19 protein-coding genes are annotated in these 23178 nt (G+C 72.0%); 10 read left to right on the forward strand and 9 right to left on the reverse strand.

Translation table 11 applies throughout. The features are described 5' to 3' along the window. Positions 1-29: 29 nt before the first annotated feature. Complete coding sequence (locus CDN99_RS24960; RefSeq protein WP_088387912.1) at positions 30-1121, forward strand: cell division protein FtsZ; 1092 nt, start codon at positions 30-32, stop codon at positions 1119-1121. A gap of 46 nt (positions 1122-1167) precedes the next feature. Further along, a complete protein-coding gene (locus CDN99_RS24965) occupies positions 1168-1926 on the forward strand; it encodes a FadR/GntR family transcriptional regulator (RefSeq protein ID WP_088387914.1) in 759 nt (252 codons plus the stop codon). Positions 1927-1952: 26 nt separating this feature from the next. On the opposite strand, the gene CDN99_RS24970 is transcribed toward CDN99_RS24965, so the two are convergent. The 4 genes from CDN99_RS24970 to CDN99_RS24985 all read right to left on the reverse strand — a co-directional run bounded on the left by CDN99_RS24970 (position 1953) and on the right by CDN99_RS24985 (position 7012). Then, the gene (locus tag CDN99_RS24970; RefSeq protein ID WP_088387916.1) at positions 1953-4070 is read right to left on the reverse strand and encodes an ATP-binding protein; all 2118 of its coding nucleotides are present in this window, start codon (positions 4068-4070) and stop codon (positions 1953-1955) included. Next, complete coding sequence (locus CDN99_RS24975) at positions 4067-4630, reverse strand: response regulator (RefSeq protein ID WP_088387918.1); 564 nt, start codon at positions 4628-4630, stop codon at positions 4067-4069. The genes CDN99_RS24970 and CDN99_RS24975 overlap by 4 nt, the downstream gene beginning before the upstream one ends. Next, positions 4623-6032, reverse strand: coding sequence for a response regulator c-di-GMP phosphodiesterase, NosR family (nosR, locus tag CDN99_RS24980; RefSeq protein ID WP_088387920.1), 1410 nt, complete (start codon positions 6030-6032; stop codon positions 4623-4625). Before nosR ends, CDN99_RS24975 begins: the two co-directional genes overlap by 8 nt. Before the next feature lie 233 nt (positions 6033-6265). After that, positions 6266-7012, reverse strand: coding sequence for a sulfite exporter TauE/SafE family protein (locus tag CDN99_RS24985; protein WP_088387922.1), 747 nt, complete (start codon positions 7010-7012; stop codon positions 6266-6268). 245 nt (positions 7013-7257) lie between these two features. On the opposite strand from CDN99_RS24985, the gene ampC reads away from it, so the two are divergent. Together ampC and CDN99_RS24995 are read left to right on the forward strand one after the other, a co-directional pair. After that, the gene (gene ampC / locus CDN99_RS24990; RefSeq protein ID WP_088387924.1) at positions 7258-8436 is read left to right on the forward strand and encodes a class C beta-lactamase; all 1179 of its coding nucleotides are present in this window, start codon (positions 7258-7260) and stop codon (positions 8434-8436) included. Between the two features lie 157 nt (positions 8437-8593). Next, on the forward strand, positions 8594-9064 hold the full coding sequence (locus tag CDN99_RS24995; RefSeq protein WP_088387926.1) for a DUF1801 domain-containing protein: 471 nt from the start codon (positions 8594-8596) through the stop codon (positions 9062-9064). A 36-nt stretch (positions 9065-9100) separates the two neighbouring features. Here CDN99_RS24995 and CDN99_RS25000 read toward each other — a convergent pair whose 3' ends face one another. From CDN99_RS25000 to CDN99_RS25020, 5 genes are all read right to left on the reverse strand, one after another. Next, on the reverse strand, positions 9101-9469 hold the full coding sequence (locus CDN99_RS25000; RefSeq protein WP_088387928.1) for a VOC family protein: 369 nt from the start codon (positions 9467-9469) through the stop codon (positions 9101-9103). Between the two features lie 117 nt (positions 9470-9586). Further along, on the reverse strand, positions 9587-9985 hold the full coding sequence (locus CDN99_RS25005) for a hypothetical protein (RefSeq protein WP_088387930.1): 399 nt from the start codon (positions 9983-9985) through the stop codon (positions 9587-9589). Further along, on the reverse strand, positions 9978-13109 hold the full coding sequence (locus tag CDN99_RS25010; protein ID WP_088387932.1) for an efflux RND transporter permease subunit: 3132 nt from the start codon (positions 13107-13109) through the stop codon (positions 9978-9980). The genes CDN99_RS25005 and CDN99_RS25010 overlap by 8 nt, the downstream gene beginning before the upstream one ends. Then, a complete protein-coding gene (locus CDN99_RS25015; protein WP_088387934.1) occupies positions 13106-14458 on the reverse strand; it encodes an efflux RND transporter periplasmic adaptor subunit in 1353 nt (450 codons plus the stop codon). The genes CDN99_RS25010 and CDN99_RS25015 overlap by 4 nt, the downstream gene beginning before the upstream one ends. Positions 14459-14463: 5 nt before the next feature. After that, positions 14464-15687, reverse strand: coding sequence for a TolC family protein (locus CDN99_RS25020; protein WP_158218956.1), 1224 nt, complete (start codon positions 15685-15687; stop codon positions 14464-14466). A 423-nt stretch (positions 15688-16110) separates the two neighbouring features. On the opposite strand from CDN99_RS25020, the gene CDN99_RS25030 reads away from it, so the two are divergent. From CDN99_RS25030 to tssB, 6 genes are all read left to right on the forward strand, one after another. After that, positions 16111-16779, forward strand: a complete 669-nt coding sequence (locus CDN99_RS25030; protein WP_088387940.1) for a response regulator transcription factor — start codon at positions 16111-16113, stop codon at positions 16777-16779. Continuing rightward, positions 16776-18188 (forward strand): sensor histidine kinase, encoded by a 1413-nt coding sequence (locus tag CDN99_RS25035; RefSeq protein WP_088387942.1) that lies wholly within the window; start codon positions 16776-16778, stop codon positions 18186-18188. Before CDN99_RS25030 ends, CDN99_RS25035 begins: the two co-directional genes overlap by 4 nt. Positions 18189-18454: 266 nt before the next feature. Beyond that, a complete protein-coding gene (locus CDN99_RS25040; RefSeq protein WP_202820320.1) occupies positions 18455-19144 on the forward strand; it encodes a response regulator transcription factor in 690 nt (229 codons plus the stop codon). A gap of 4 nt (positions 19145-19148) precedes the next feature. After that, positions 19149-21260 (forward strand): ATP-binding response regulator, encoded by a 2112-nt coding sequence (locus CDN99_RS25045; RefSeq protein ID WP_088387945.1) that lies wholly within the window; start codon positions 19149-19151, stop codon positions 21258-21260. A 277-nt stretch (positions 21261-21537) separates the two neighbouring features. Next, positions 21538-22554: a type VI secretion system protein TssA gene (gene tssA, locus CDN99_RS25050; RefSeq protein WP_088387947.1), complete on the forward strand. Its 1017-nt coding sequence runs from the start codon at positions 21538-21540 to the stop codon at positions 22552-22554. A 77-nt stretch (positions 22555-22631) separates the two neighbouring features. Next, positions 22632-23141 (forward strand): type VI secretion system contractile sheath small subunit, encoded by a 510-nt coding sequence (tssB, locus tag CDN99_RS25055; RefSeq protein WP_088387949.1) that lies wholly within the window; start codon positions 22632-22634, stop codon positions 23139-23141. Positions 23142-23178 lie beyond the last annotated feature (37 nt).

Consider the following 23178-nt stretch of genomic DNA (forward strand, 5'->3'; position numbering starts at 1 on the left):
AACAGGACGCGCGCTGGCGCGATGACGCGATGACGACGGACTGGAATCTCACAACCCTGCTCGCCGTGCTCGGCGGCGTGGTGCTGGTCGGGCTGCTGGCGCAAGGCTGGTGGAGCGCGCGCCGCGCGGGCCCGCGCCGCGCCGATCCGGTCGCGCCGGCCGGCGACCGCCACGAGCCCAGCCTGGGCGCCAACGGCGAAGCCGGCGCGCCGGCCATCACGCTCGACGGCGCGCCGCTGCCCGACCCGGGCGCGCTGGACGACGGCACGATGCCCGCGGTGGTGCGCCCGCGCAAGGCGTCGACGCGCATCGACGCGTTGATCGACGCCATCGCCACGATGGCGCCGGACGCGCCGGTCAGCGGCGAGATGGCGCTGTCGCACCTGCCGGGCAGCCGGCGCGCGGGCACCAAGCCGTTCCAGATCGAGGGCTTGAACGCCGAGTCCGGCGACTGGGAACTGCCGCACCCGGGCCAGCGCTACGGCGAGTTCCAGGCCGGCGTGCAGATGGCCAACCGCAGCGGCGCGCTCAACGAGATCGAGTACTCCGAGTTCGTGCAGAAGATCCAGGCCTTCGCCGACGGCATCGGTGCGATGCCGGAGTTCCCGGACATGCTGGACGTGGTCGGCCGCGCGCGCGAGCTGGACCAGTTCGCCGCCGGCCACGACGCGCAGCTGGCGATCGTGCTGCGGGCGCGCGGCGCCGCGTGGACGCTGGGTTTCGTGCAGCAGGGCGCGCTGCGTCACGGCTTCCTGCCGGGCTCGATCCCGGGCCGGCTGGTGCTGCCGGCGGCCGAGGAGGGCGCGCCGCCGCTGCTGACGCTGAACTTCGACGCGCAGGCGGCGCTGGCGGACGATCCGCAGGCCTCGTCGCTGCGCGAGCTGACGCTGGCGCTGGACGTGCTGCAGACGCCGGAAGCGCTGGAGCCCTTCGCCACCTGGCAGGAATCCGCCCGCAACCTCGCGCGCGACTTCGAGGCCGATGTCTGCGACGACCGCGGCCAGATCCTCAACCTGCACGCGTTCCAGTCGATCGGGCAGGAACTGGGCGAGCTCTACAAGTCGCTGGCGGCGCGCGACCTCGCGGCCGGCAGCGCGGTGGCGCGGCGACTGTTCAGTTGATCCGCCGCGCCGGGCGTCGAGACTCCCGTCCCCCCAGCCGCCCCACATGAAGAGCCGCGCCGACCAGTCGACCTACAGCACGCGGGCGCGCCGCGCCGACGGCAAGAGCATGCATGGCCGCATCGTCGGCGAGCTGGGCCTGATGATCGTCTCGGGCGAGCTCCAGCCCGGCGACCGCTTGCCTGGCGAGCTGCAACTGCTGGACCGCTACGAGGTCAGCCGCCCGGTGCTGCGCGAGGCGGTGCGCGTGCTCGTCGCCAAGGGCCTGGTGGTTTCGCGGCAGCGCGCCGGCGCGATCGTGCGTCCGCGCGGCGAATGGCACCTGCTCGACCCCGACGTGCTGTGCTGGTTGATCCAGGCCCGGCCGTCGCGGGAGTTCATGAACACGCTGCTGGAGGTGAGGCGGATCTTCGAGCCGGCCGCCGCGGCGCTCGCCGCCCGTTCCGCGACCGAGGCGCAGGTGCGGGGCATCGAGCAGGACTACGCCGACATGGTCGCCGCGACCGATGTCGAGCAACTGCTGGAGCCCGACCTGGCCTTTCACCGCCACATCGCCGAGGCCACCAACAACGACCTGCTGGCCTACATCGGCAACATGCTGTCGCTGGCGCTGCGCGAATCCTTCCTGCTCAGCAGCCAGTTGCCCGACATGCATCAGATCGCCCTGCCGCGGCATCTGGCGATCCTGGCGGCGATCCGCAACCGCGATCCGCTCGGCGCGCGACAGGCGACGCTGGTGCAGTTGCAGACGGCCAGCGAGGTCCTCGCGAGCGTGCTGGCGACCCAGGGCGGCGCGGACCGCTGAGGCTTCGCGCGCGACGATCCCGCGCGTCAGGCCACCGGTTCCGGCGGCCGTACCGGCACCCGCACCCGGAACGTCGTGCCCTGTCCCGGCACGCTGTCGACCTCGATGCGGCCCGCGTGCTTCTGCACGATGGAGTAGGACAGCGACAGCCCCAGGCCCGTGCCCTGGCCCACCGGCTTGGTGGTGAAGAAGGGCTCGAAGATGCGCCGCCGGACGTCCTCCGGCATGCCCACGCCGGTGTCCTCGACCTCGACGCAGACCCAGTCGTCCTCGGCGCGCGTGCGCAGGCGGATCTCGCCACGCTCCGGGATCGCATGCGCGGCGTTGACGATCAGGTTCATGAAGACCTGGTTCAGTTGCGCGGCGATGCAACGCACCGGCGGCAGCACGCCGAAATCCTTGCGCACCTCGGCCTTGTACTTGACCTCGTTCATGACCACGTTGAGCGTCGATTCCAGGCCGGCGTTCAGGTCCGCGTCCTGCCACTCGGCGTGGTCCACGCGCGAGAAATCCTTCAGGTCCTGCACGATCTTCTTGACCCGGACCAGGCCGTCCTCGCTCTCGTCGAGCAACTGCGGCAGGTCCTCCTTGACGAAGGACAGATCGATGCGCCGGTCCAGGTCGCGCAGGGCGGCCGCGACCGTCTCCGGCAACGCGCCGGCCGGCTGCGCGGCCAGCACGTCGAGCAGCCCGAACAGCGGCTCGACGTAGCTCCGCAGCGTGCCCATGTTGGAGCTGACGAAGCCGACCGGGTTGTTGATCTCGTGCGCCACGCCCGCCGCCAGTTGCCCGATCGAGGCCATCTTCTCGGACTGCAGCAGCTGGTTCTGCGCTTCCTCCAGCCGGGCGTTGGTCTGCTTCAGGCGCTGGTAGTTGTCCTCGATCTCGGTCTGCACGCGGCGCACCTCGGTGCGGTCCTGCAGCAGCCACCAGGTCTGCGAGGACGGGTCGAGCGGATTGGCCACGTAGGCGATGACCTGCACCCACAGCCGCCGGCCCTGCGCGGTGACCATCTCCATCTCGTGCAACAGCGATTCGCCGCGGGACAGCACCGGAAAGGCCACCGCGCCCAGCGCCTCGTAGTCCTCGTCGCTGGCGAAGAAACGCCGCGTGGACAGGCCGCTCGCGGAGAGGTCGCCCAGCTCGAACATGTCGGCGAACTTGCGATTGCCGCGCGTGGTGCGCTGGTTCTGGGTCGAGATGATGCCGACCGAGGCGTTCTCCAGGAAGGCCTCCAGCTCGTGGTGGGTCAGCAGCAGTTCCGCGGTGCGTTCGTTGACCAGGTCCTCCAGCTCGGCGCGGTGACGGCGGACCTCTTCTTCGGCGCGGCGCCGATGGGTCACGTCCTGCAGCGTCTCGATCGCGCCCACCACCGCGCCCTGCGCGTCCCGCAGCGGCGCGGCGGTGAAGAACAGCCAGCGTCCGTCGTCCATGGCGGGGAAGAAGGACTCGGCCTCGTACGCGTCGTCGATGGTCTCGGAGCGGCGGCAGCGGCCGCCGTACAGCGCGTCGCACTGGGCCTCGATGGTGCCGTCGATGATGAGGTCGGCCAGCAGCGGCCGCTCCTCGGGGTAGAAGCCTCGCCAGGCGTCGCGCCGGCCCAGCATGTCGAAGCTGTCGTGGCCCGTCAGCTGCGCGCAGGCCGCGTTCCAGTGCGTCACGCGGTGCTCGGCGTCGAGCACGAGGCTGGCGACCGGGTTGTTCTCGATGATCTGGTGCAGCACGCGGCCGACGTCGAGCAGGCTGGTCTGCACGTGCCGCATGTCGCTCAGGTCCTGCACCGTCAGCACGTTCAGGCGCCGACCGTCGACGGTCACCGGGCGGGCCGTGAGCTCCAGCGAGCGCACCGAGCCGCTGGCGGTCAGCGCGTCGATCTCGATCGCCGGGGGCAGGCCGTCCTGGCTGATCGCCTGCAGCCCGTAGGTCTTCAACGCGTCGCGATGCGACGGCGCGGCCCAGGCATCGAAGGGCATCGCGGCCAGCGCATCCGGGCCGTAACCCAGCAGGCGCTGCATCGCCGCGTTGACGTGCACCACGGCATCGACGCCGTGGACCAGCACCGGCACCGTGACCGCCTCCCAGGCGGCGGCGAGCACGGCCAGTCCACGCGTCGGGTCGAGGTCAGACGGTGCGCGGTCGTTCATAGCTTCACGTCGCCGGGGTCTTCCAGGATGAAGGACCCGTCGTCGGCCCACGCCACCTGCGTGATGCCGGGCTCCAGCTGTTCCAGGCGCCGCAGCTCCGCGTCCTGGGCGCTGATCTGCCCTTGTTGCCGACGTACCTGATCGGCGAGCCGCCGGTTCTCCAGCGTCAGCTCGCGCACGTGCAGCACCTGGCGCACGGCGCTGAGCAGCTCGTAGTCGGCCCACGGCTTGGCGATGAAGCGGGCGATGGCGGCGTCGTTGACGGCGCGCACCAGCGCGTTCAGGTCGGTATAGCCGGACAGCACGATCCGCTCGCACTCCGGCTGCAAGGTGCGCAGCGCGGTGAGGAAGTCCACGCCGTTCATCACCGGCATGCGGTAGTCGGAGATGGCCAGCGCGTAGACGTGGGAGCGGGCCCGCTCCAGCGCCTGCGCGCCGTCGGCGCATTCGTCGACGATGTAGCGGCTGCCGTCCGCCGCGGTCAGCCCGTGGCGCAGCAGCCGATGCAGCGCGTGGAGGATGCCGGGCTCGTCGTCCACGATGAGGATGCGCTCAGCCATGGGAGGCTCCTTGCGGGGCCGGCCGCGGCGGCGCGGCGGTGGCCTGCGGCGATGCGGCCGAGGACGCGGGCGGGGAGAGGGGGGCGGACGACGGCGCGCCATCCTCGGTCCGCCGGATGTAGAGCGAAAGCCGGACGCCTTCCCGGCCGGCGAACTCCCGGATCTGCCGGACCAGCCGCGCGTCGAAGACGTGGCCGGCGGCGAGCAGCAGGGTGCCCTTGGGCGTGAGCAGGTCGCGCGCCAGCACCATGCCGGGCACGACGTCCTGCGGGCTGATCGCGCGGTCGGTCGGTACGTCCAGCGGCTCGTCGGTCAGCGCCAGTTCGAGCGCCTCCACCACCTCCGGCTCGTAGCGCGTGCGCGCGCCGCCGCGCACCAGCGACAGCGCCTGGGCGGGCGTGAAGCGCTGCTCCGCCATCCGGCCCGTCTGCGCCGCGTGGAAGTCGCTGACGGCGCTCAGGATCTGCGCGCCCAGCGGGATGGCGTCGCCGATCAGACCGTCCGGAAACCCCTTGCCGTCGATGCGCTCATGCTGCATCCGGACCAGCCGCGCGACCTGCTGCAACTGGCCCAGGGGCAGCAGCGCGGCCTCGCCGTCGAGCGTGTGGCGGCGGTAGTGGGCCAGCTCCTCGGCGTTCATCAGCGAGACCGGCTTGCGCAGCAGCGTGTCGGGGAAACTGATCTTGCCGATCTCGTGCAGCAGGCCGGCGATGTGGAGGTCTTCCTCCAGTCGCGGCCCCAGGTTCATGCGCCGCGCGGTGCGGCGCGCCAGGTCGGCCACCTGCCGGGAGTACCCGGCCAATCCGCCCTCGCGCAGCTCCAGCAGGCCCGAGAACACCTGGATGGACAGCAGGAAGTTGTCCTTGAGCTGATCGAAGGACTTCTCCAGCATGCCGTTGACCTGCTCCAGCTCTTTCGTGCGGGCGCGCACGCGCTGGGACAGCTCGTTGTTGAGCGTTTGCAGCTCGGCGTTCTGGGACTTCGTCAGCTGCAGCAGCGCGCGGTTCTCGACCTCTAGCCGTCGCCTGGACAGCGCGTCGTCGATGGCCATCAACAGCTCGCGGTCGTCCCAGGGCTTGGCGATGTGGCGCTGGATCTGGCCGCGGTTGACGGCGGCCACGGTGGCCTGCACGTCCGCGTAACCGGTCAGCAGGATGCGCCCCACCAGCGGCCATCGCTCGCGCACCTGCTCCAGGAATGCGGCGCCGTCCATCTCCGGCATGCGCATGTCCGAGACCACCACGTCGACGGGTTCCTGGCTCAGGATCTCCAACGCGGGGGCGCCGCCCGGCGCGATCAGCACGCGGTAGCCCTGAGGCCGGACCAGGCGTCTGAGCGAGCTCAGGATCGAGGGCTCGTCGTCCACGAACAGGACGACGGGAGGCTGGGTCTCCGCAGTCATTGTTGTGCTCCCTGGAACTCACGGATCGCGTCGAGTGTAGGACCGCGGCGGGCGAATGGCGCGCCTGTCTGTTTCCGGAGACGCCGCCGCTCCGCGGGCGCGGCGGCCCGCGAGTCCCTGCGCGCATCCATGCACGGGGGCGGCGCTCGCGCCGGGCGGACTCGGCGGTTCCAGGGGGAGCGACGATCATTCCCTGGCCAAGGCGCCGACCTTGCGGCGACTTCACGCCGATTTCATCGGTTCAGCAGCGCCGGCACCGCCGACGCGAGCAAGGCCACGCCGGAGGCCGTCAGCAACGCCAGCACGATCTGCCGGAAACGCGCGTCCGAGATGCCCACGTACATGCGCCCGCCCAGCAGCACCGGCACCAGCATCGCGGGCGCGACGATGGCGAACAGGGGCAGCATGTCGCGGGTGACCAGGCCGCTGGTGGCGTAGATGCCCATGGTGACGGCCAGCGCCGCCAGGTTGAAGTTCTGGATGATGGCGCGCTGCTCGTCCTTGGGCAGGCCGCGCAGCGTGCACCAGACCGTCGGCACCGTGCCGGTGAAGCCGCCCAGGCCGCCCATCACGCCGCCGATGCCGCCCACGACCGCGTCGGCCAGCCGGCCGCCGAAGCGCACCTGGGGCAGCCGTGTCGCCAGCAGCATGGCCGGGCACCACACCACCAGCAACCCGCCGAGGATCGCCTTGAAGACCTGGATGTCCAGCGCGGGCAGCAGCGCCACGCCGACCGGAATGCCGGCCAGACCGCCCAGCACGAACGGCGCGAGCCGGCGCCAGTCGAAGCCGCGCCGCACCGTCACGGCGGCGATGATCTGGCCCGTGAGCGAGCCGAAGACCGACAGCGCCGCGGCGAGCTTGGGGTCCAGCGTCCAGGCCCAGAACGACATCGCGGTGAGGCCGAAGCCGAAACCCGACAGGCCCTGGACGAAGCCGGCGCAGACGGCGCCCAGCACGATGATGAAGAGGTGGTCCATGGGGCGGCGGCTGGGGATGGCGCGGTCGAGGAGGAAGTCGAGGTGAGATCGAATCGGCGAGTGTCTCGTATCCGATCGCTCCTCGATGCGCGGCTGGGCGCCTTGCGTGCGCTCGCGCCGAGGCCGTCGGCCCGGCCTTCCGCCCTGCGCTTGCGCCGGTAACGCGCGTAACGGCGTGCCGGACGTCGCGAGGCGATGGCGGGGAGGACACTCCTGGCGCTCAGCCACCCCCACAGCTTCAGAGAATGCCTTCATCGATCGCCGCCCTCCCGTCCCTGGCCCGCGCGGCCGGTTGCCTCGTTCTGGCCGCCGCCTGTCCGCTCGCGGCCCATGCCGCCGCCGACGACGCGCGTGTCCGCGCCGTCGTCGACGCCGCCGTCCGGCCCCTCATGGCGAGCCACGACATTCCCGGCATGGCGGTCGCCGTGACGGTCGACGGCCGTCGATACGTCTTCACCTACGGCGTCGCCTCGAAGGAAAGCCGCGCGCCCGTCACCGAGACCACGCTCTTCGAGATCGGCTCGGTCTCGAAGACGCTGACCGCGACGCTCGCGGCCTACGCGCAGGCGACGGGCCAGCTGTCCCTGGACGATCATCCCGGCCAGTACCTGCCCGAGCTGAAGGGCCGGCCGATCGACCAGGCCACGCTGCTGCACCTGGGCACCTACACGGCGGGCGGGCTGCCGCTGCAGTTCCCCGACCCGGTCGAGGGCGACGCGGCCGCGATGGCCTACTTCCGCGACTGGCAGCCGCGGGCCGCGCCGGGCACGCGCCGCCAGTACTCCAACCCGAGCCTGGGCCTGTTCGGGCGCGTCGCGGGGATCGCGCTGAAGGACGGCTTCGCGAAGGCCATGGAGACGACGGTCTTCCCCGCCTTCGGCATGAGGCACAGCCACCTTCAGGTGCCTCGGCGGGCGATGGCCGACTACGCCTGGGGTTACCGCCAGGACAAGGCGGTCCGCGTGAACCCTGGTCCGCTGGACCTGGAGACCTACGGCGTCAAGACGACCGCCGCCGACCTGCTGAGCTTTGTGCAGGCCAACATCGACCCGAGCGCCCTCGACGCCCCGATGCGGCGAGCGGTCGAGGCGACGCAGGTCGGTCACTTCCGCGTCGGGCCGATGGTGCAAGGGCTGGGATGGGAGCAGTACGCCTATCCGGTCTCGCGCGAATGGCTGCTGGGCGGCAACTCGCCGGAGATCATCTTCGAGTCCCAGCCGGTGCATCAACTGGCCGCCGGAGAGTGGGGCGGAGCGAGGCTCTTCAACAAGACCGGATCGACGGGCGGTTTCGGCGCCTACGTGGCCTTCGTCCCGAGCAAGCAGATCGGCATCGTGATGCTGGCGAATCGGAGCTATCCGATCCCGGCGCGCGTCGAGGTGGGGCTGGCCATCCTGAATGGCCTGACCCCCAAGGTCGAATGAGCGACCCGGCCCGCGTGCGCGCCATGCAGGGCACGAGCGCGCTGCCCTGAGGACGACGCGAACCCGACTTCAGGGAATGCGGTGGCGCGCCGCCGCGATCCGTCCCGTACGCTCTCGGCCCACGGTCGGCGCCTTCGCCGGACCAGAGGAGACAACGATGGTTCGCAAGACATCAGAGAGCAAGGCGGAGAGCAAACCCGAGGGCAAGCCGTCGGCGAAGACCGATGCCCCGAAGCTGCTCGCGGGCGGCAATCCGCAGATTCCGAAGGGCGAGGGCGACGCCCCGGTGCAGGCCTACATCGCCGCCTTGCCGGACTGGAAGCGGGACGTCGTGCGGCGCCTCGACGCGTTGATCGTCGAGGCCGTGCCGGGCGTGCGCAAGGCTGTGAAGTGGAACTCGCCGCTCTACGGCATGGATGGCACGACCTGGTTCGTCGGCATTCACGTGATGACGAAGTACGTGAAGCTCGCGTTCTTCAAGGGCAAGTCGCTGGACCCGATGCCGCCGGTCGATTCGAAGACGGCGCATGCGCGCTACCTGCATGTCGGCGAGAAAGAGCCGCTGGACGAGGCCCGGCTCGTCGCCTGGGTGAAGGCGGCGAGCGCGATGCCGGGGGAGAAGATGTGATCGCCATCGAGCGCGGGGGAGCGACGCCGGCCGCGTCTACGGCGCGTGGCAGACCGCTTCGAGGTTGTGCCCGTCCGGGCCGATGACGAAGGCGGCGTAGTAGGTCGGGTGATAGTTCGGGCGCAGCCCTGGCGCGCCGTTGTCCTTGGCGCCCGCTTCCAGGGCCGCGCGATGGAAGGCATCGACCTGCTCGCGCGTCTCGGCCGAGAACGCCAGGTGCAGGTGCGCCGGCTTCTCGTCGGTCTGGAACAGGCACAGCGAGGTCGACCCCGTCGCTGCGAGCTCCACGCCGTAGCTCGGCACGCCTTCCGAGATGATCGTCACGCCGAGCGGCGCCAGCGCCTTGGCATAAAACGTCTTGCTCGCCGCGAAGTCGCTGACGCCGAATTTGACGTGATCGAACATGGGGTCTCCTGGGTCCTGCTTCGAAGTGAATGCGAGGAGCGAGCGTAAGGGCGCGCGGGCCTGCGCGCGTGTGGCTTCAGTCATGGGGGTGGGGCGACGGATCCGACGCACCACCGCCTATTCCTGCCGCTGCGGCGCCGCCAATCCGTCGCAACTCGACGGCCGGAACCAGTACCGCGCCCCGACCGCCACGTCCTCGGCGTCATCGATCGCCACGATCACATGCCGCCAATGGCGCGCCCGGCTGTAGCGCATCAGCGCATAGCGGTGCCGCGCCGCGTCGGGGTCGGCCGCGCGGCAATCGGCGCTCACCGGCTCCGTGAACTCGCCGCCCGTCCGGACCTCCATCACCCAGCCGGTGCGCCAGCCGTCGCCGTAAGGATGCGCCGGATCGTCCCGTCCGCGCGCCGACGCGCAGCCCTGCAGCAGCACCGCGGCCAGCACGCTCGCCGCCGCGAGGCTGAGGCCGGCCATCACCCGCACCAGGCGGGTCGTCGCCTGTTGATCGTCAATCATCGCCAGCCTCCGCGCCGGAGAGCGCGCCAGAAGAAGAACCGGGAGACGGCGCGGGCGCGCCACCCGCGACGGCCGTGGGCGCGAACCAGGCCAGGTACAGGGCCGGCAGCACCAGCAGCGTCAGCAAGGTCGCGCTGACCAGACCGCCGATGACCACCACCGCCAGCGGCCGCTGCGTCTCCGCGCCGATGTCGTGCGAGAGCGCCATCGGCAGCAGCCCCAGCGCCGCCAGCAGCGCCGTCATCAGCACGGTGCGCAGGCGCTGCATCGCGCCCTCGCGCACCGCGGCCCAGGCGTCCAGGCCGCGCCGCCGCAACTGCTCGAAGACCGACAGCATCACCACGCCGTTGAGCACCGCCTGGCCCGACAGCGCGATGAAGCCGATCGCCGCCGACACCGACAGCGGAATGCCGCACAGCCACAGCGCCACGATGCCGCCGATCAGCGCCAGCGGCACGTTGAGCAGGATCAGCGCGGCCAGGCGGAACGAGTTGAACGCGTTGAACAGCAGCACGAAGATCAGCAGCAGCGAGATCGGCACCACGATGGCCAGGCGCCGCATGGCGCGCTCCTGGTTCTCGAATTCACCGGACCAGGCGACCTCGTAGCCCTCGCCGACGCGCACGTGCGCCGCCAGCCGCGCCTTCATGTCCGCCACCACCGAGCCCATGTCCCGGTCCTTGATGAAGACCCCGATCGCCATCGTGCGGCGCCCGTCCTCGCGGGCGATGTTCATGACGCCGCTGGTCTCGCGGATGGTCGCCACCGCGTCCAGCGGCACCGTGCCGCCGGGCGCGAAGATCGGCGTGCGCGCCAGCTCGCCCAGCGCGCGGCGCGATTCGGGCAGGCGCACGGTCACCGCGAACTTGCGCTCGCCTTCCCACAGGTAGGTCGCGGCGCGGCCGGCCAGCGCGGCCTCGATCACGTCCTGCACGTCGGCGACGTTCAGGCCCAGCCGCGCGGCCCGGTCGCGATCGATGTCGATGGTGACCTGTGGCAGCTCGCCCATGCGGTCGATCTCGGCCAGCTGCACGCCGGGCACCTGGCGGATCTCGCGCTGCATGTCGACGGCGATGCGGCGCAACTCGGCCAGGTCCTCGCCGGAAACCTTCACCACGATCTGGCCCTTGATCTGCGAGATCGACTCCAGCACGTTGTCCCGGATCGGCTGCGAGAACTCGGGCTCGATGCCCGGCAGATCGGACAGCGCCGCCGTCATGTCGGCGATCAGCCGCTCCCGGGTCAGGCCGGGACGCCATTCCTCCTCGGGCTTCACGTCGACGAAGACCTCGGCCATGCTGAGCGTCTTCGGGTCGGTGCCGTCCTCCGGCTGGCCCGCCTTGGACACCACCGTGCGCACCTCCGGCACCTGCCGCAGGCGCTCGCGCGCCAGCCGCAGCACGCGGACGGCCTCGGCCTGGGACAGGCTGGACGGCATGTTCCAGTTGACCCAGTAGGTGCCTTCGTCGAGCTCGGGCAGGAACTCCGAGCCCAGCCGCGTCGCCAGCACCGCGGTGCCGGCGAAGGCCAGCGCGGCCAGCACCATCAGCAGGCGTCGCCGCCCGATCGCCCATTCCAGCGCGGGACGGTAGAGCCGCTTGGCGGCGGCGACGACGCGGTTGTCCCCGTGCGGCAGGCGTCGACGCAGCAGGCGGTGGGCCAGCACCGGCACCACCGTCAACGAGCACACCAGCGCGCCTATCAGCGCCATGCTGACCGACAGCGCCATCGGCTGGAAGATCCGCCCCTCATGCCGCTGCAGCGCGAAGATGGGCACGTGCGCGGCGATGATGATCAGCATCGAGAACAGCGTCGGCCGGCCGACCTCGTCGGCGGCGTCGGCCACCAGCCGCAGCCGGGTGCGGGCGTCGAGGTTCTCGCCCTGGCCGGCGAGGCGGTGCAGGATGTTTTCCACCACGATCACCGCGCCGTCCACGACGATGCCGAAGTCCATCGCGCCCAGCGACAGCAGGTTGGCCGGCACGCCCATCACCTTCAAGCCCAGGAAGGTCGCCAGCAGCGCCAGCGGGATCACCGCCACCACCGCCAGGCTGGCGCGCAGGTTGCTCAGGAACAAGTACAGCACCAGCGACACCAGCAGCGCGCCTTCCACCAGGTTGCGGAACACCGTGGACAGCGTCTTGCCCATCAGCCAGGTGCGGTCGTAGAAGGGGTCGATGCGCACGCCCGCGGGCAGGCCGCGCGCGTTGAGCTCGGCGATGCGCGCCTTGACGCCGCGCAGCACCTGCGCCGCGTTCTCGCCCTTGCGCATCACGACGATGCCGGTGACGGCGTCGTCGTCCCCATCCTGGCCGACCACGCCCAGCCGCGGCACCGCGCCCACCACCACCCGCGCCACGTCGCGGATCAGCACCGAGCTGCCGTTGTGCGCGCCGACGACGATGGCGCCGATGTCGTCGGGCGAGCGCAGCAGCCCCAGCCCGCGGATCGCGTACTGCTGCGCGCCCTGCGCGACGTAGGAGCCGCCGGCATTGGCGTTGCCGCGACCCAGCGCGTCCAGCAGGTTCTGGAAGCTCAGGCCCATCGCGCGCAGCTTGTCGAGGTCGGGTTGCACCTCGTACTGCTTGATGAAGCCGCCCATCGCGACGACGTCGGCCACGCCCGGCACCTGCCGCAACGCGCGCTCGATGGTCCAGTCCTCGATGGTGCGTAGCTCGGTGGTGGTCTTGCCCTCGCCGCGCAGGCGGTAGCGCAGGATCTCGCCGACCGGCGTGGCGTTGGGCGCGATGTCGGCGGTGACGCCCGGCGGCAGGTCGATGCCGCGCAGCCGTTCGTTGATCTCCTGCCGCACCTGCGGCACGGCCGCGGCGTCGTCATAGGTCACGACGGTGTAGGACAACCCGAACTGCGTGTGCGAGAACACCCGGATCGAATGCGGCAGGCCCGACAGCGCCAGCTCGATGGGCAGCGTGACCTGCTTCTCGACCTCCTCGGCGGCGTGGCCGGGGTGCAGCGCGATCACGGTCACCTGCGTGTCGGTGACGTCGGGGAAGGCCTCGACCGGCAGGTTCTGGAAGGCGATCAGGCCGGCGCCGACGAACAGCAGCACGGCCAGCAGCACCAGCACCGGCTGGTTGAGGGAGAAGGCGATGAGGCGCTTCATCCGCGGGCCTTCTTGACGGCGATCGTGGCGTCGGCTGCGTTGGCTGCGTTGGCGGCGCCTGCCGCCGTCCCGGCGTCCGCGCGCGCGGGACGAGGCGGGGACGATGTCGCGGGTCCGGCCGAGGGGGCCGTCGCGGCGGGCGTGTCAGGGACCGGCGACGTCCCGGCGACGCCGCGGGTCGACACGGCCTCGCCGAGGTGGAACTGGCGCGCCAGCAGCAGTGCGTTGTCGGTGACGACGTTCTCGCCGGCGCGCAGTCCACTGGCGACGGCCGCCTGGCCCGCGCCGATGCGCGCGACCTGCACCGCGCGCGGCTCGAAGACGCCGGGCTTGGTCTGCACGAAGACCCAGTGGCGGTCGCCCTCCAGCATCAGCGCCGAGGCCGGCACGATCACGGCGGCGCCGTCGACGCGCGGTAGGCGCGCGTTGCCCAGCATCTCGGCCTTCAGCAGGCGCTCGCCGTTGTCGACCTCGGCCCGGACCTTGATGGTGCGGGTGGCCGGGTCGATCGCGTCGGAGGTGGCCGTCACCACCGCCGCGAACGAGCGCTTTGGCCAGGCCGGCACGTCCAGCGTGAAGCGGGTGCCGGGGCGCAGGGCGGCGAGGTCGTCCTCGCGCGCGTCGATCACCACCCACAGCCGCGACGGATCGCTGATGACGAACAGCGGCGGCACGCCGGGACCGGCCTGATCGGGGCGCAGTTCCGCGCCGGGGTTGAGGTTGCGTTCCACGACGACGCCGGCGATGCCGGCCCGCAGCCCGAGCCGCTGGTCGATGCCGTCGCCGGCCCCGTACAGGTTCAGGCGGTTGCGGGCGCGGGCGGCCTCGGCATCGGCGCGGGCGCTGTCGGCCTCGGCCTGTTCGAGGTCGCGGCGGGCGACGATGCCGGCCTCGCTCAACTCCCGCTGGCGCGCGAGCTGCTGTGCCGCCTGTCGTTGATCGGCCAGCGCGCGGGCGGCGTCGGCCTGCGCCTGCCCGAGGTCCGCCGACATCAGCCGCGCCAGCAGCGCGCCGCGGCGCACCGGCTGGCCGACATCGGCGCACAACTGCTCGACGCGGCCGGCCAGCGGCGCGAAGACCCGCTGGGTGCGGGACTCGTCCCAGACCACGTGGGCCGGCAGCACCAGCTCGCCGGCCTGGTCGGCGCGGGCCGGCGCCACCCGCAGCAATCGCAGCTGCGCGTGGCCGGCGGGATACCGCAGCGTCCCGCCTTCGACGGTCGGGGCGGCCTCGGGAGCGGGCGCGGCCTCGTTGCGGTCGCAGCCTGACAGGGCGAGGGCGGTCAACGCCGCCAGCGCGCCGGCCAGCACGGCGCCGCGACGGGAGGGGAATGGGTGGCGAAGGGTCATGGCGCTCAGGGTTGGGTCAACAGCCGCCACTGCGCGAGGGCGACATCGTGGTCATGGCGCGCGGCGAGCGCGTCCATCAGCGACGCGCGCAGGGTGCGGCGCGCCTCGATCAGGTCGGTGAGGGTGCTGGCGCCCTTGCGGTAGGCCAGCTCCGCCTGCGCGAGCAGGGCGCGGGCACGCGGCAGCAGGTCCGCTTCATGCGAGCGCAGCAGCGCACGGCTGGACGACAGCGCCAGCCAGCGCTGGCGCAGCGCGGTTTCGGCGTCGGCGCGCGCTTGCTGGGCCTGCTCGCGCGCCTGGTCCAGCTGCGACTGGGCGCGGCCGATCTCGCCTTGCTGTTGGTAGCCGAATTGCAGAGGCATCTGCAGGCGCAGTTCCAGCAGGCGGGTGGAGGTGCCGGGGTAATGGTCGAGCGACACGCCCCAGGTCACGTCGGCGTGTTTCCCCGCGCGGGCCAGGTCGTAGGCGGCCAGCGCCGCGCCCTGGCGGGCGTCCGCCGCGGCGACGTCGGGACTGGCGTCGATGGCGGCGCGCAGGCCGTCGGGATCGGTGGGGGTGTCGTCGCCGGCGTCGGCCGGGATGGCGGAGACGGCCGTGGCCTCACCGCCCGCATCGTCCGGCGCCGCGGCGGTCAGGCGCATCTCCGGTCGACCGATCAGGCGGCCCAGCGCCAGCGCGGCGTTCTCGCGATCCGTCCGCGCGGCGGCGACGTCGTTGGCGGCCTTGCGCGCCTCGATCTCGGCGCGGGACAGGTCCTGCGGCGCGGCGTCGCCGGCCTGCACGCGCCGGCGCATCAGCGTGGCGAGCGCCTCGGCGCCGGCCGCCAGCTCGCGCAGGTCCTCCACGCGCGACTGCGCCAGGCGCAGGTCGTGGAAGGCGGTCGCCGCCAGGATCTGCTGGTCGCGGCGCACCGCGCGCCAGTCCTGCCGCGCGGCGCCGGCGGCGGCCTCGGCCGCGGCGGTGCGCAGCGCGCGCTTGCCGCCGCGCTCCCAGGTCCAGTCGACGCCGAGGGACTTGTCGACGCGTTTCTCCGTCAGCCAGTTGCCCCCGCCCACGCCGTGCTGCAGGTCCATCGAGCTGGCCTTGGCGGTCAGGACCGGCAACGGCGCGTGGTCGGCCGCCACCACATCGGCGCGCGCCGCGTCGACCCCGAGTCGCGCGATGCGGGCATCGGCGTTGGAGGCGGCGGCTTCCAGCACGGCCGCCAGCGTGATGGGGGCCGCCGTCATCGAGCTTGCCGCGGCAGGGGGCATGGCTCCCACGGGAGCCGCGGCAAGGGGCGCCGGAGCGGCCATCGGCGCTGGAGCGGGCAGAGGCGCGGGGGTGGATGCTGCGGCGGCCGTCGATGCGGAACCCGCGGACGGCGCCCCCGCCCAGGCGGGTACCCAGGCCGCGAGCGCGACGATGGCGATGGTGGAGGCCGCGAGGCCGGAGGCGGCGGCTGCTGCGGCTCGGCGGGCCGTCGGCGCGGCGCGATGGGTGGTGCGACAAGTGGCGCGTGGGGTGGCGCGATGGGTGGTGCGGGGCGTCCTCGACATGGGGAGGGGTTATCCCAAGAGCCGCCTGACCGGAGCCTGACCTGGGGGCGACACCGGACCGCGGGGCCAGGTCTTGCATAGGCGGGGCGGCGTTGATCGGGTAACTTCGCGCCCATGCGCATTCTTGCCATCGAAGACGATCCCACGCTGCGGCTCATCGTGCAGCGAAGCCTGACCGAATCCGGACATCACTGCGACGCCGCGGCCACCGCCGCCGATGGCGGCTACCTGTGGCGCATCCAGCCGTTCGACGCCGTCCTGCTGGACCTGGGCCTGCCCGACGGCGACGGCCTGCGCCTGCTGCGCGACGCCCGCGCCCGCGGCGACCGCACCCCGGTGCTGGTGCTGACGGCGCGCAACCGCACCGACGAGCGCATCGCCGGGCTGGACGCGGGCGCCGACGATTACCTGGGCAAGCCCTTCGACCTGGCGGAGGTCGAGGCCCGCCTGCGTGCGTTGATGCGGCGCCGGCTGGACCTGAGCGACGATGTCCTCGTCGGCCGCCTGCGCCTGGACCGGCGCGCGCGCCGCCTGACGATCGGGGAGCAGGCGCTGGAGCTGCCGGCGCGGGAGTTCGACGTGCTGTGGGAGCTGCTGACCCCGCCCGGCCGCGTGGTCAGCAAGCAGCAGTTGTCCGACAAGTTGTCCGGGCTGGACGACGCGCTGGGCATGAACGCGCTGGAGGCCTTCATTTCCCGGCTGCGGCGCAAGCTGAGCGGCAGCGGCGCGGGCATCCGCACGCTGCGCGGGCTCGGCTACCTGATCGAGGCCGACGGCGCATGAGGCCGGACCACGCGGGATCGCTGCGCGCGCGGTTGTCCCGGCACCTGATTCCGCCCTTGCTGGTGATCTGGGCGATCGGCAGCGCGATCACGCTGGCCGCCGCGCACCAGGCGACGCAGCGCGCCTACGACCGCTCGATGCTGGACGACGCGCTGGTGCTCAGCGCCCACCTGATCCCGCGCGACGGGCGGCTGGAGCTGGCCATCAGCCACGGCGACCTGCGCACGATCCTGTACGACCAGAGCGAGCAGATGTTCTTCTCCATCCGCGCCGCCGACGGCCGGCTGGTCGCGGGTCAACCGGAGCTCAGCGCGCCCGACGCGCCGGACCTGCCGGTCGCCTTCAGCGACGGGCACTTCCTGGGCCGCGAGCTGCGGCTGGTGAGCCTGCGCCGCGACGCGCTGGACGGCGCGCTGATCGTGGTGGGGCAGACCACGCACAGCCGCGCCGCGCTGCTGCACCACCTGGTGTGGGTGTCGCTGCTGCCGCAGGCGCTGCTGATCGGGCTGATGCTGTGGTGGCTGCGGCGCGTCATCTCCGCGGACCTGGCACCGGTGACGCGCCTGCGCGACTGGCTGGAGCGCCGTGGGCCGGGGCGGCGCGAGCCGCTGCCGGCGTCGCTGCGCTCGCCGGCGCAGACGCGCGAGGTGGCGGAGCTGGGCGGCGCGATCGACGGCCTGCTGACGCGCATCGACGACGGCGCCGCGGCGCAGCGGGAGTTCGCCGGCACCGTCGCGCATGAGCTGCGCACGCCGTTGGCCGGCGTGCGCGCCGCCGCCGCCTACGGACTGGCCCAGACGGACCCGCAGCGCTGGCGCGCGCAACTGGAGGCGGTGCTGGCCTGCGAGTCGCGCGCCACGCACATGGTCGATCAGCTGCTGGCGCTGGCCATGGCCGAGGAGAGCGAGGCCGCCCTGACGCTGCGCCCGCTGGCGCTGGACGTCTGCGTGCGCGAGCTGCTGATCGACTGGCTGCCGCGCCTGGACCAGGCCGGCGTGCACCTGGACGCGCTGGGGCTGGACGAGCCGGTCACGCTGCCGTCGGACCGCGGTCTGGTCGAGGGCATCCTGACCAATCTGCTGGACAACGCGATCCGCTACGGCCGGCCGGCGGAAGGCGCGCACCTGATCTTCGTCGCGGTGCGGCGCGGCCCCGAAAGCGTGGTGCTGAGCGTCTGGGATCAAGGGCCGGGCCTGGCCCCGGAGGAGATGCACCGCGTCGCGCAGCGCTGGACCCGAGGCCGGCTGGCCCGCGAGATCGGCCAGGGCAGCGGGCTGGGCCTGGCGATCGTGCGCCGCTATGCCGATCTGCTGGGCGCGTCGATCACGCTGGGCGCCGGGCCGGGCGGCCTGGGCCTGCAGGTCGACGTCGTGCTGCCGCTGCGGACCGATCCCCCGCCGGCCGGCTGACCAACGACCCCAACCCGCGCAGGGTTTCAGGGGGCGGGAGGGGCGACATCAAGCCCGAAAAAAATGGCATTGCCGTGACAAGCTTGGCTTGTCTGGCCAGACTACATGTGGTCACAAGTGTTTCCGGGGCACCCCTCCGGGTTCCCCCTTAATAGGGGGCGACGCAAGTGACCAACGGCCTATCATGCGACCCTTCTCCGGCGAGCATCAAAGGGTTCGCGACGGCCGAGCCGGAGACAACGGTCAGTCGAAATCAGGGAGGCCCTATGGAAGCAGTGTCCGTTGCCCGAGTCTTCGAGGCGGCAGGAAATAGCGGCTATGCGATGCCGGCGGTGAAACGCCGGGTGCTGCTGGTCGACGACCACGAACTGGTGCGCGCGGGCATCCGCACGCTGTACCAGACGCTGGATGAGATCGACATCGAATGGATCGAGGCGTCCTCGCTGCAGGAGGGCTTGCAGGCGTACGGGACGCAGGACGCGGTGGACGCCGTGCTGCTCGACCTGAACCTGGGCGACTGCAAGGGCCTGCAAGGCCTGCGCCAGTTCATGGAGGCCCACCCGGACGCCCGCGTGGTGGTCTTCAGCGGCACGCAGGACGAGTTCGTCGTGCGGCAGGCGAGGGCGCTGGGCGCGGTCGGTTACCTGCCCAAGGGGGCCTTGATGGCGGAGATGCGCAGCACCTTGCGCGCGCTGCTCGCGGACGGTCCCCGGCACCGGTCGTCGCCGTCGGGCACCTTGTTCCCGCGGTTCCCGTCTTCCGCCATGTACGACCGCGTGGCCGAGCTGGGCCCGCGCCACCTGGAGATCCTGGAGCTGGTGCTGTCCGGCTGCAGCAACCAGGAGATCAGCAATTCCACCCAGTTGTCGCTGGGCACGGTGAAGAACTACGTGTCGTCGCTGCTGCTGGCGCTGGACGTGAAGTCGCGGTCGCACATGATCAGCCTGTTCCGCTGAGCGGATGGCGATGCGCCCGCCGGGCGTGGACGAGCGCCCGTCGGAGACGCTGTTCCCGCCCACCGAGATCCTGACCGACCCGCTGGGCGCCGACGAGGCGCCCGCGGGTCTTGCCGCGTTGGCGATGCCGGCCGGCTCGGCGTCCGCCGCGGCGGATCCCGTCGCCACGTCGGCCCCAACCGCCACCTCGGCATCGACCGCCGCACCGGCATCTGCATCGACGCCGGCCGCCGCGCCCACCGACGCGGAGGATGCGGCCGCGAAGCCGGTCAAGCGTCCGAGGCGCTCCGGCGCCTCCCGCACCGCCAGCCTGTTCGTGGCCGTCGCCGGCACCGGCGGCGAGACCGATGAAGCCGTTCAGGAAGGCCGACGCCGCGAGCGCCGCGCGATCGCGCGCCGGCTGGAGGACGCCGGCTTCGACGAGGCCTGGGCGCATTGGCCCTGGCTGTTGGCCGCGGTGGCGGTGCCGCTGGTGTCGGCGCTGGTGCGCGGCACGCCGACGCCGGGCCTGGTGGCCTGGGTCGTCGGGGTGGTGGCCCTGGCGCTGGGCTGCGTGTTCACCGCCCGCGCCTTGTCACAGCACCTGTCGTTGCAACGACAGCTGACCGGGACGCCGGCGCCGCTGGGCAATCGCGAGGGCCGCCGGTTGATGATCCTGCAGGCCTGCGGCTGCCTGCTGTTGCTGAGCCTGCATCCCTGGCTGGCGGAATCCCCCGGCTCGCGTGGCCCGCTGACCGGCCCGCTGCTGGCGGCGACCGCCGCGGTGCTGGGCGTGCTGCTGGCGCCGATGGGGCGCGGCGCGGCGTTGATCGCGCTGCTGCCGGCGTCGGAGGGCGTCGCCCGGCTGATGGATCCGGCGGCGCGGCCCGGCGCGGGGCCGATCTGGTTCACGGCCGCGACGGTGATCGGCGGCCTGGCGCTGCTGGAGCATCACCGCTGGCAGCGCGCCAAGCGCCTGCTGATGGAGCAGGACTTGCGCGTCAGCACGCTGGAGCAGGAGCGCGACGGCGCGATCCGCGCCGATCAGGAGAAGAGCCGCTTCCTGGCCATCGCCAGCCACGATTTGCGCCAGCCGGTGCATGCGCTGGGGCTGTTCGCGGCCAGCCTGGAACGGCGCCTGCAGGGCAGCCCCGAGGAACCGCTGGTGCGCAACGTGATGCGGTCCATCGAGGGGCTGGAGCGCTCGTTCAACGCGATGCTGGACATCTCGCGCCTGGACGCGGGCACCGTCGAGCCGAATCTGCAGAGCTTCCCGCTGCGGGACCTGTTCCGCCGCCTGCACATGCATTACGCCGGCCACGCGGAGGCGTCGGGGCTGGGGCTGCGGTTCTCGCCGGGCGGCAAGTCCGTCACCAGCGATCCGCAACTGCTGGAGCGCATCCTGGGCAACCTGATCCAGAACGCGCTCAAGTACACCGAGCAGGGCGGGGTGGTGGTCGTGGCGCGCTCGACGGCCACCCACCTCAACCTCGAAGTCTGGGACACCGGCATCGGCATCCGCTCGTCCGACCTGCCGCGCATCTTCGCGGAGTTCTATCAGGTCGGGCAGAGCGAGCGCAGCCGCACGCAGGGCCTGGGCATGGGGCTGGCGATCGTCAAGCGGCTGGCCAACCTGCTGGGCTACCGGCTGATGGTGGCGTCGCGGCCGGGCAAGGGCACGATGTTCCGGCTTTGCGTCCCGCTGGGCGGGCTGCCGGAGATCCCCGAGTTCACCGCCGCCGCCGACACGGTGCCGATGCCGGTGATGGAGCCGCGCTCGGTGCTGGTCATCGACGATGAGGAGCCGATCCGCGAAGGCCTCAAGCTGCTGCTGGAGGAATGGGGCTACGACGCGATCGTCGCCGCTACCGCCGAGGACGCCGCGGACGTCGTCCGCGACCGGGCGCTGCCGCCCGACCTGATCCTGTCCGACCTGCACCTGGGGGACGGGCCCGACGGCATCGCCGCCATCCGGGCGGTGCGCCGGCTGTGCGCGCGGGACGTGCCGGCCATCCTCGTGACCGGCGACACCAGCCGGGAAGAACTCCGCCGGGCGACGGAGAGCGGCCATACCGTGCTGTTCAAGCCGCTGCAGCCGCGCAAGCTGTTCAATGCGTTGCGGGGGATGGTGGCGTGAGGTCTCGGCTGCGAGTTCTCATCCGTTAGACCGAGCAGGGCCGGAGGGAGCCGGGGGGCCCCTCCTCATCAGTCCCAAAATCGTCGGGGCCCCCGGCTCCCTCCGGCCCGCGACGCACTGGCCATTCATCGTTTGCGACCCCTCGGGATGAGGGCGGGTGGAGGCAATCCCTAGCCTGAGCCGGTCCACCGCGGCCAAAGTGACTTTCGACCACTGCGCGCCGTAACACGTGTCTCTAGAGTCCGGTGCATGCAACCGAACTGGCGCGTCCGACGCGATGGCTGACCTCGATCTCGACTCCCTGCTGGCTCCTCTCCAGGACGACGCGCCGTGTGGCGCGGACCTGGAGTACGACGCCGCGTTCCACGCGCTGCAGAAGGCAGGCGCGGGCAAGCCCGAGCAGCAGTACGGCGACACGCTGATCCCCGCCGAAGGTCCCGACTGGCCCGCCGTGCATGAGCAGGCCCTCGCCCTGGCCCGCCGCACCCGCGATCTGCGCGTCGCCGTGTGGCTGGTGCGCGCCGGCGCGCGGCTGCAGGGCTACGACGCGGCGCTCGACGGCCTGGCGCTGATCCGCGGTCTGCTGGAGCGCCATTGGGACCATGTCCATCCGCAGCTGGACGCCTCGGACAACAACGACCCGACGATGCGCCTGAACGCGCTGCTGCCGTTGATCAGCGAGGCCGCGGTGCTGGACGACCTGCGCGCCGCCAGCCTGACCGGCCAGCGCGGCGGCCCGCGCGTGCGCGACCTGGAATTGGCGCTGGGCAACGGCGAGCCCCGGCCCGACGAGGCCGTGCCGTCGCCGCAAGGCCTGATGGAGGCCCTGACCGCGCAGGCCGCCCGCGACGCCGCGCTGCCGACGCGCCTGCAGGACGGCGCGCCGACCGCGCAGGCGATCCAGGCCGCCATCGACGCCCACCTCGGCCAGGGGCAGGGCCCCGAGTTCGCGCCGCTGGTGCGCCTGCTCAAGCCGCTGGCCCAGGCCGCCGCGCAGTTGCAGGGGACGCCGGACCCGGCCGCGCCCGAGGGCGATGCCGCCGCCGCGCCGCAGGGCTTCGCCGCCGCGCCGCAACACGCCGCGCCCGGCACGATCGCCAGCCGCGAGGACGCTGTCCGCGCGTTGCAGCGCGCCTGCGAATGGATCGAACGCCACGAGCCCAGCAACCCCGCGCCGCTGCTGATCCGCCGCGCGCAGCGGCTGATGAGCAAGAACTTCATGGAAATCATGCGCGATCTCGTGCCCGAGGGCGTGCACGAGATCGAGAAGCTCGCCGGCACGCCCAGCGAGTGACCGCGCAGCGACCGTCACGCGATTTCTGACCCACCGACCTCAGCCCTCTCACCGATCCACGCCTCAAGGAGCACCCCATGGCCACCAGCAGCCAGAAGTTCATCGCCAGGAATCGCGCCCCGCGCGTGCAGATCGAGTACGACGTCGAGCTCTACGGCGCCGAGAAGAAGGTCCAGTTGCCCTTCGTGATGGGCGTGCTGTCGGACCTGGCGGGCAAGCCCACCGAGCCGCTGCCGCCGGTGGCGGACCGCAAGTTCCTCGACTTCGACGTGGACAACTTCGACGCCCGCATGAAGGCGATGAAGCCGCGCGTCGCGCTGCAGGTGCCCAACACGCTGACCGGCGAGGGCAACCTGATGGTGGACATCACCTTCGAATCGATGGACGACTTCTCGCCCGCCGCCGTGGCGCGCAAGGTCGACGGCCTGAAGCAGTTGCTGGAAGCCCGGCAACAGCTCGCCAACCTGATCACCTACATGGACGGCAAGGCCGGGGCCGAGCAGCTCATCGCCAAGGTCGTCAAGGACGAGGCGCTGCTCAAGTCGCTGGCCACGGCGCAGAAGCCGGCCGACGGCGCCGCGCAGTGAACGCCACGCCGTAAGCGCCGCGGCAACGCCACGCAGT

This window comes from Roseateles aquatilis (assembly GCF_002205645.1).
Lineage (GTDB): Bacteria > Pseudomonadota > Gammaproteobacteria > Burkholderiales > Burkholderiaceae_C > Roseateles > Roseateles aquatilis.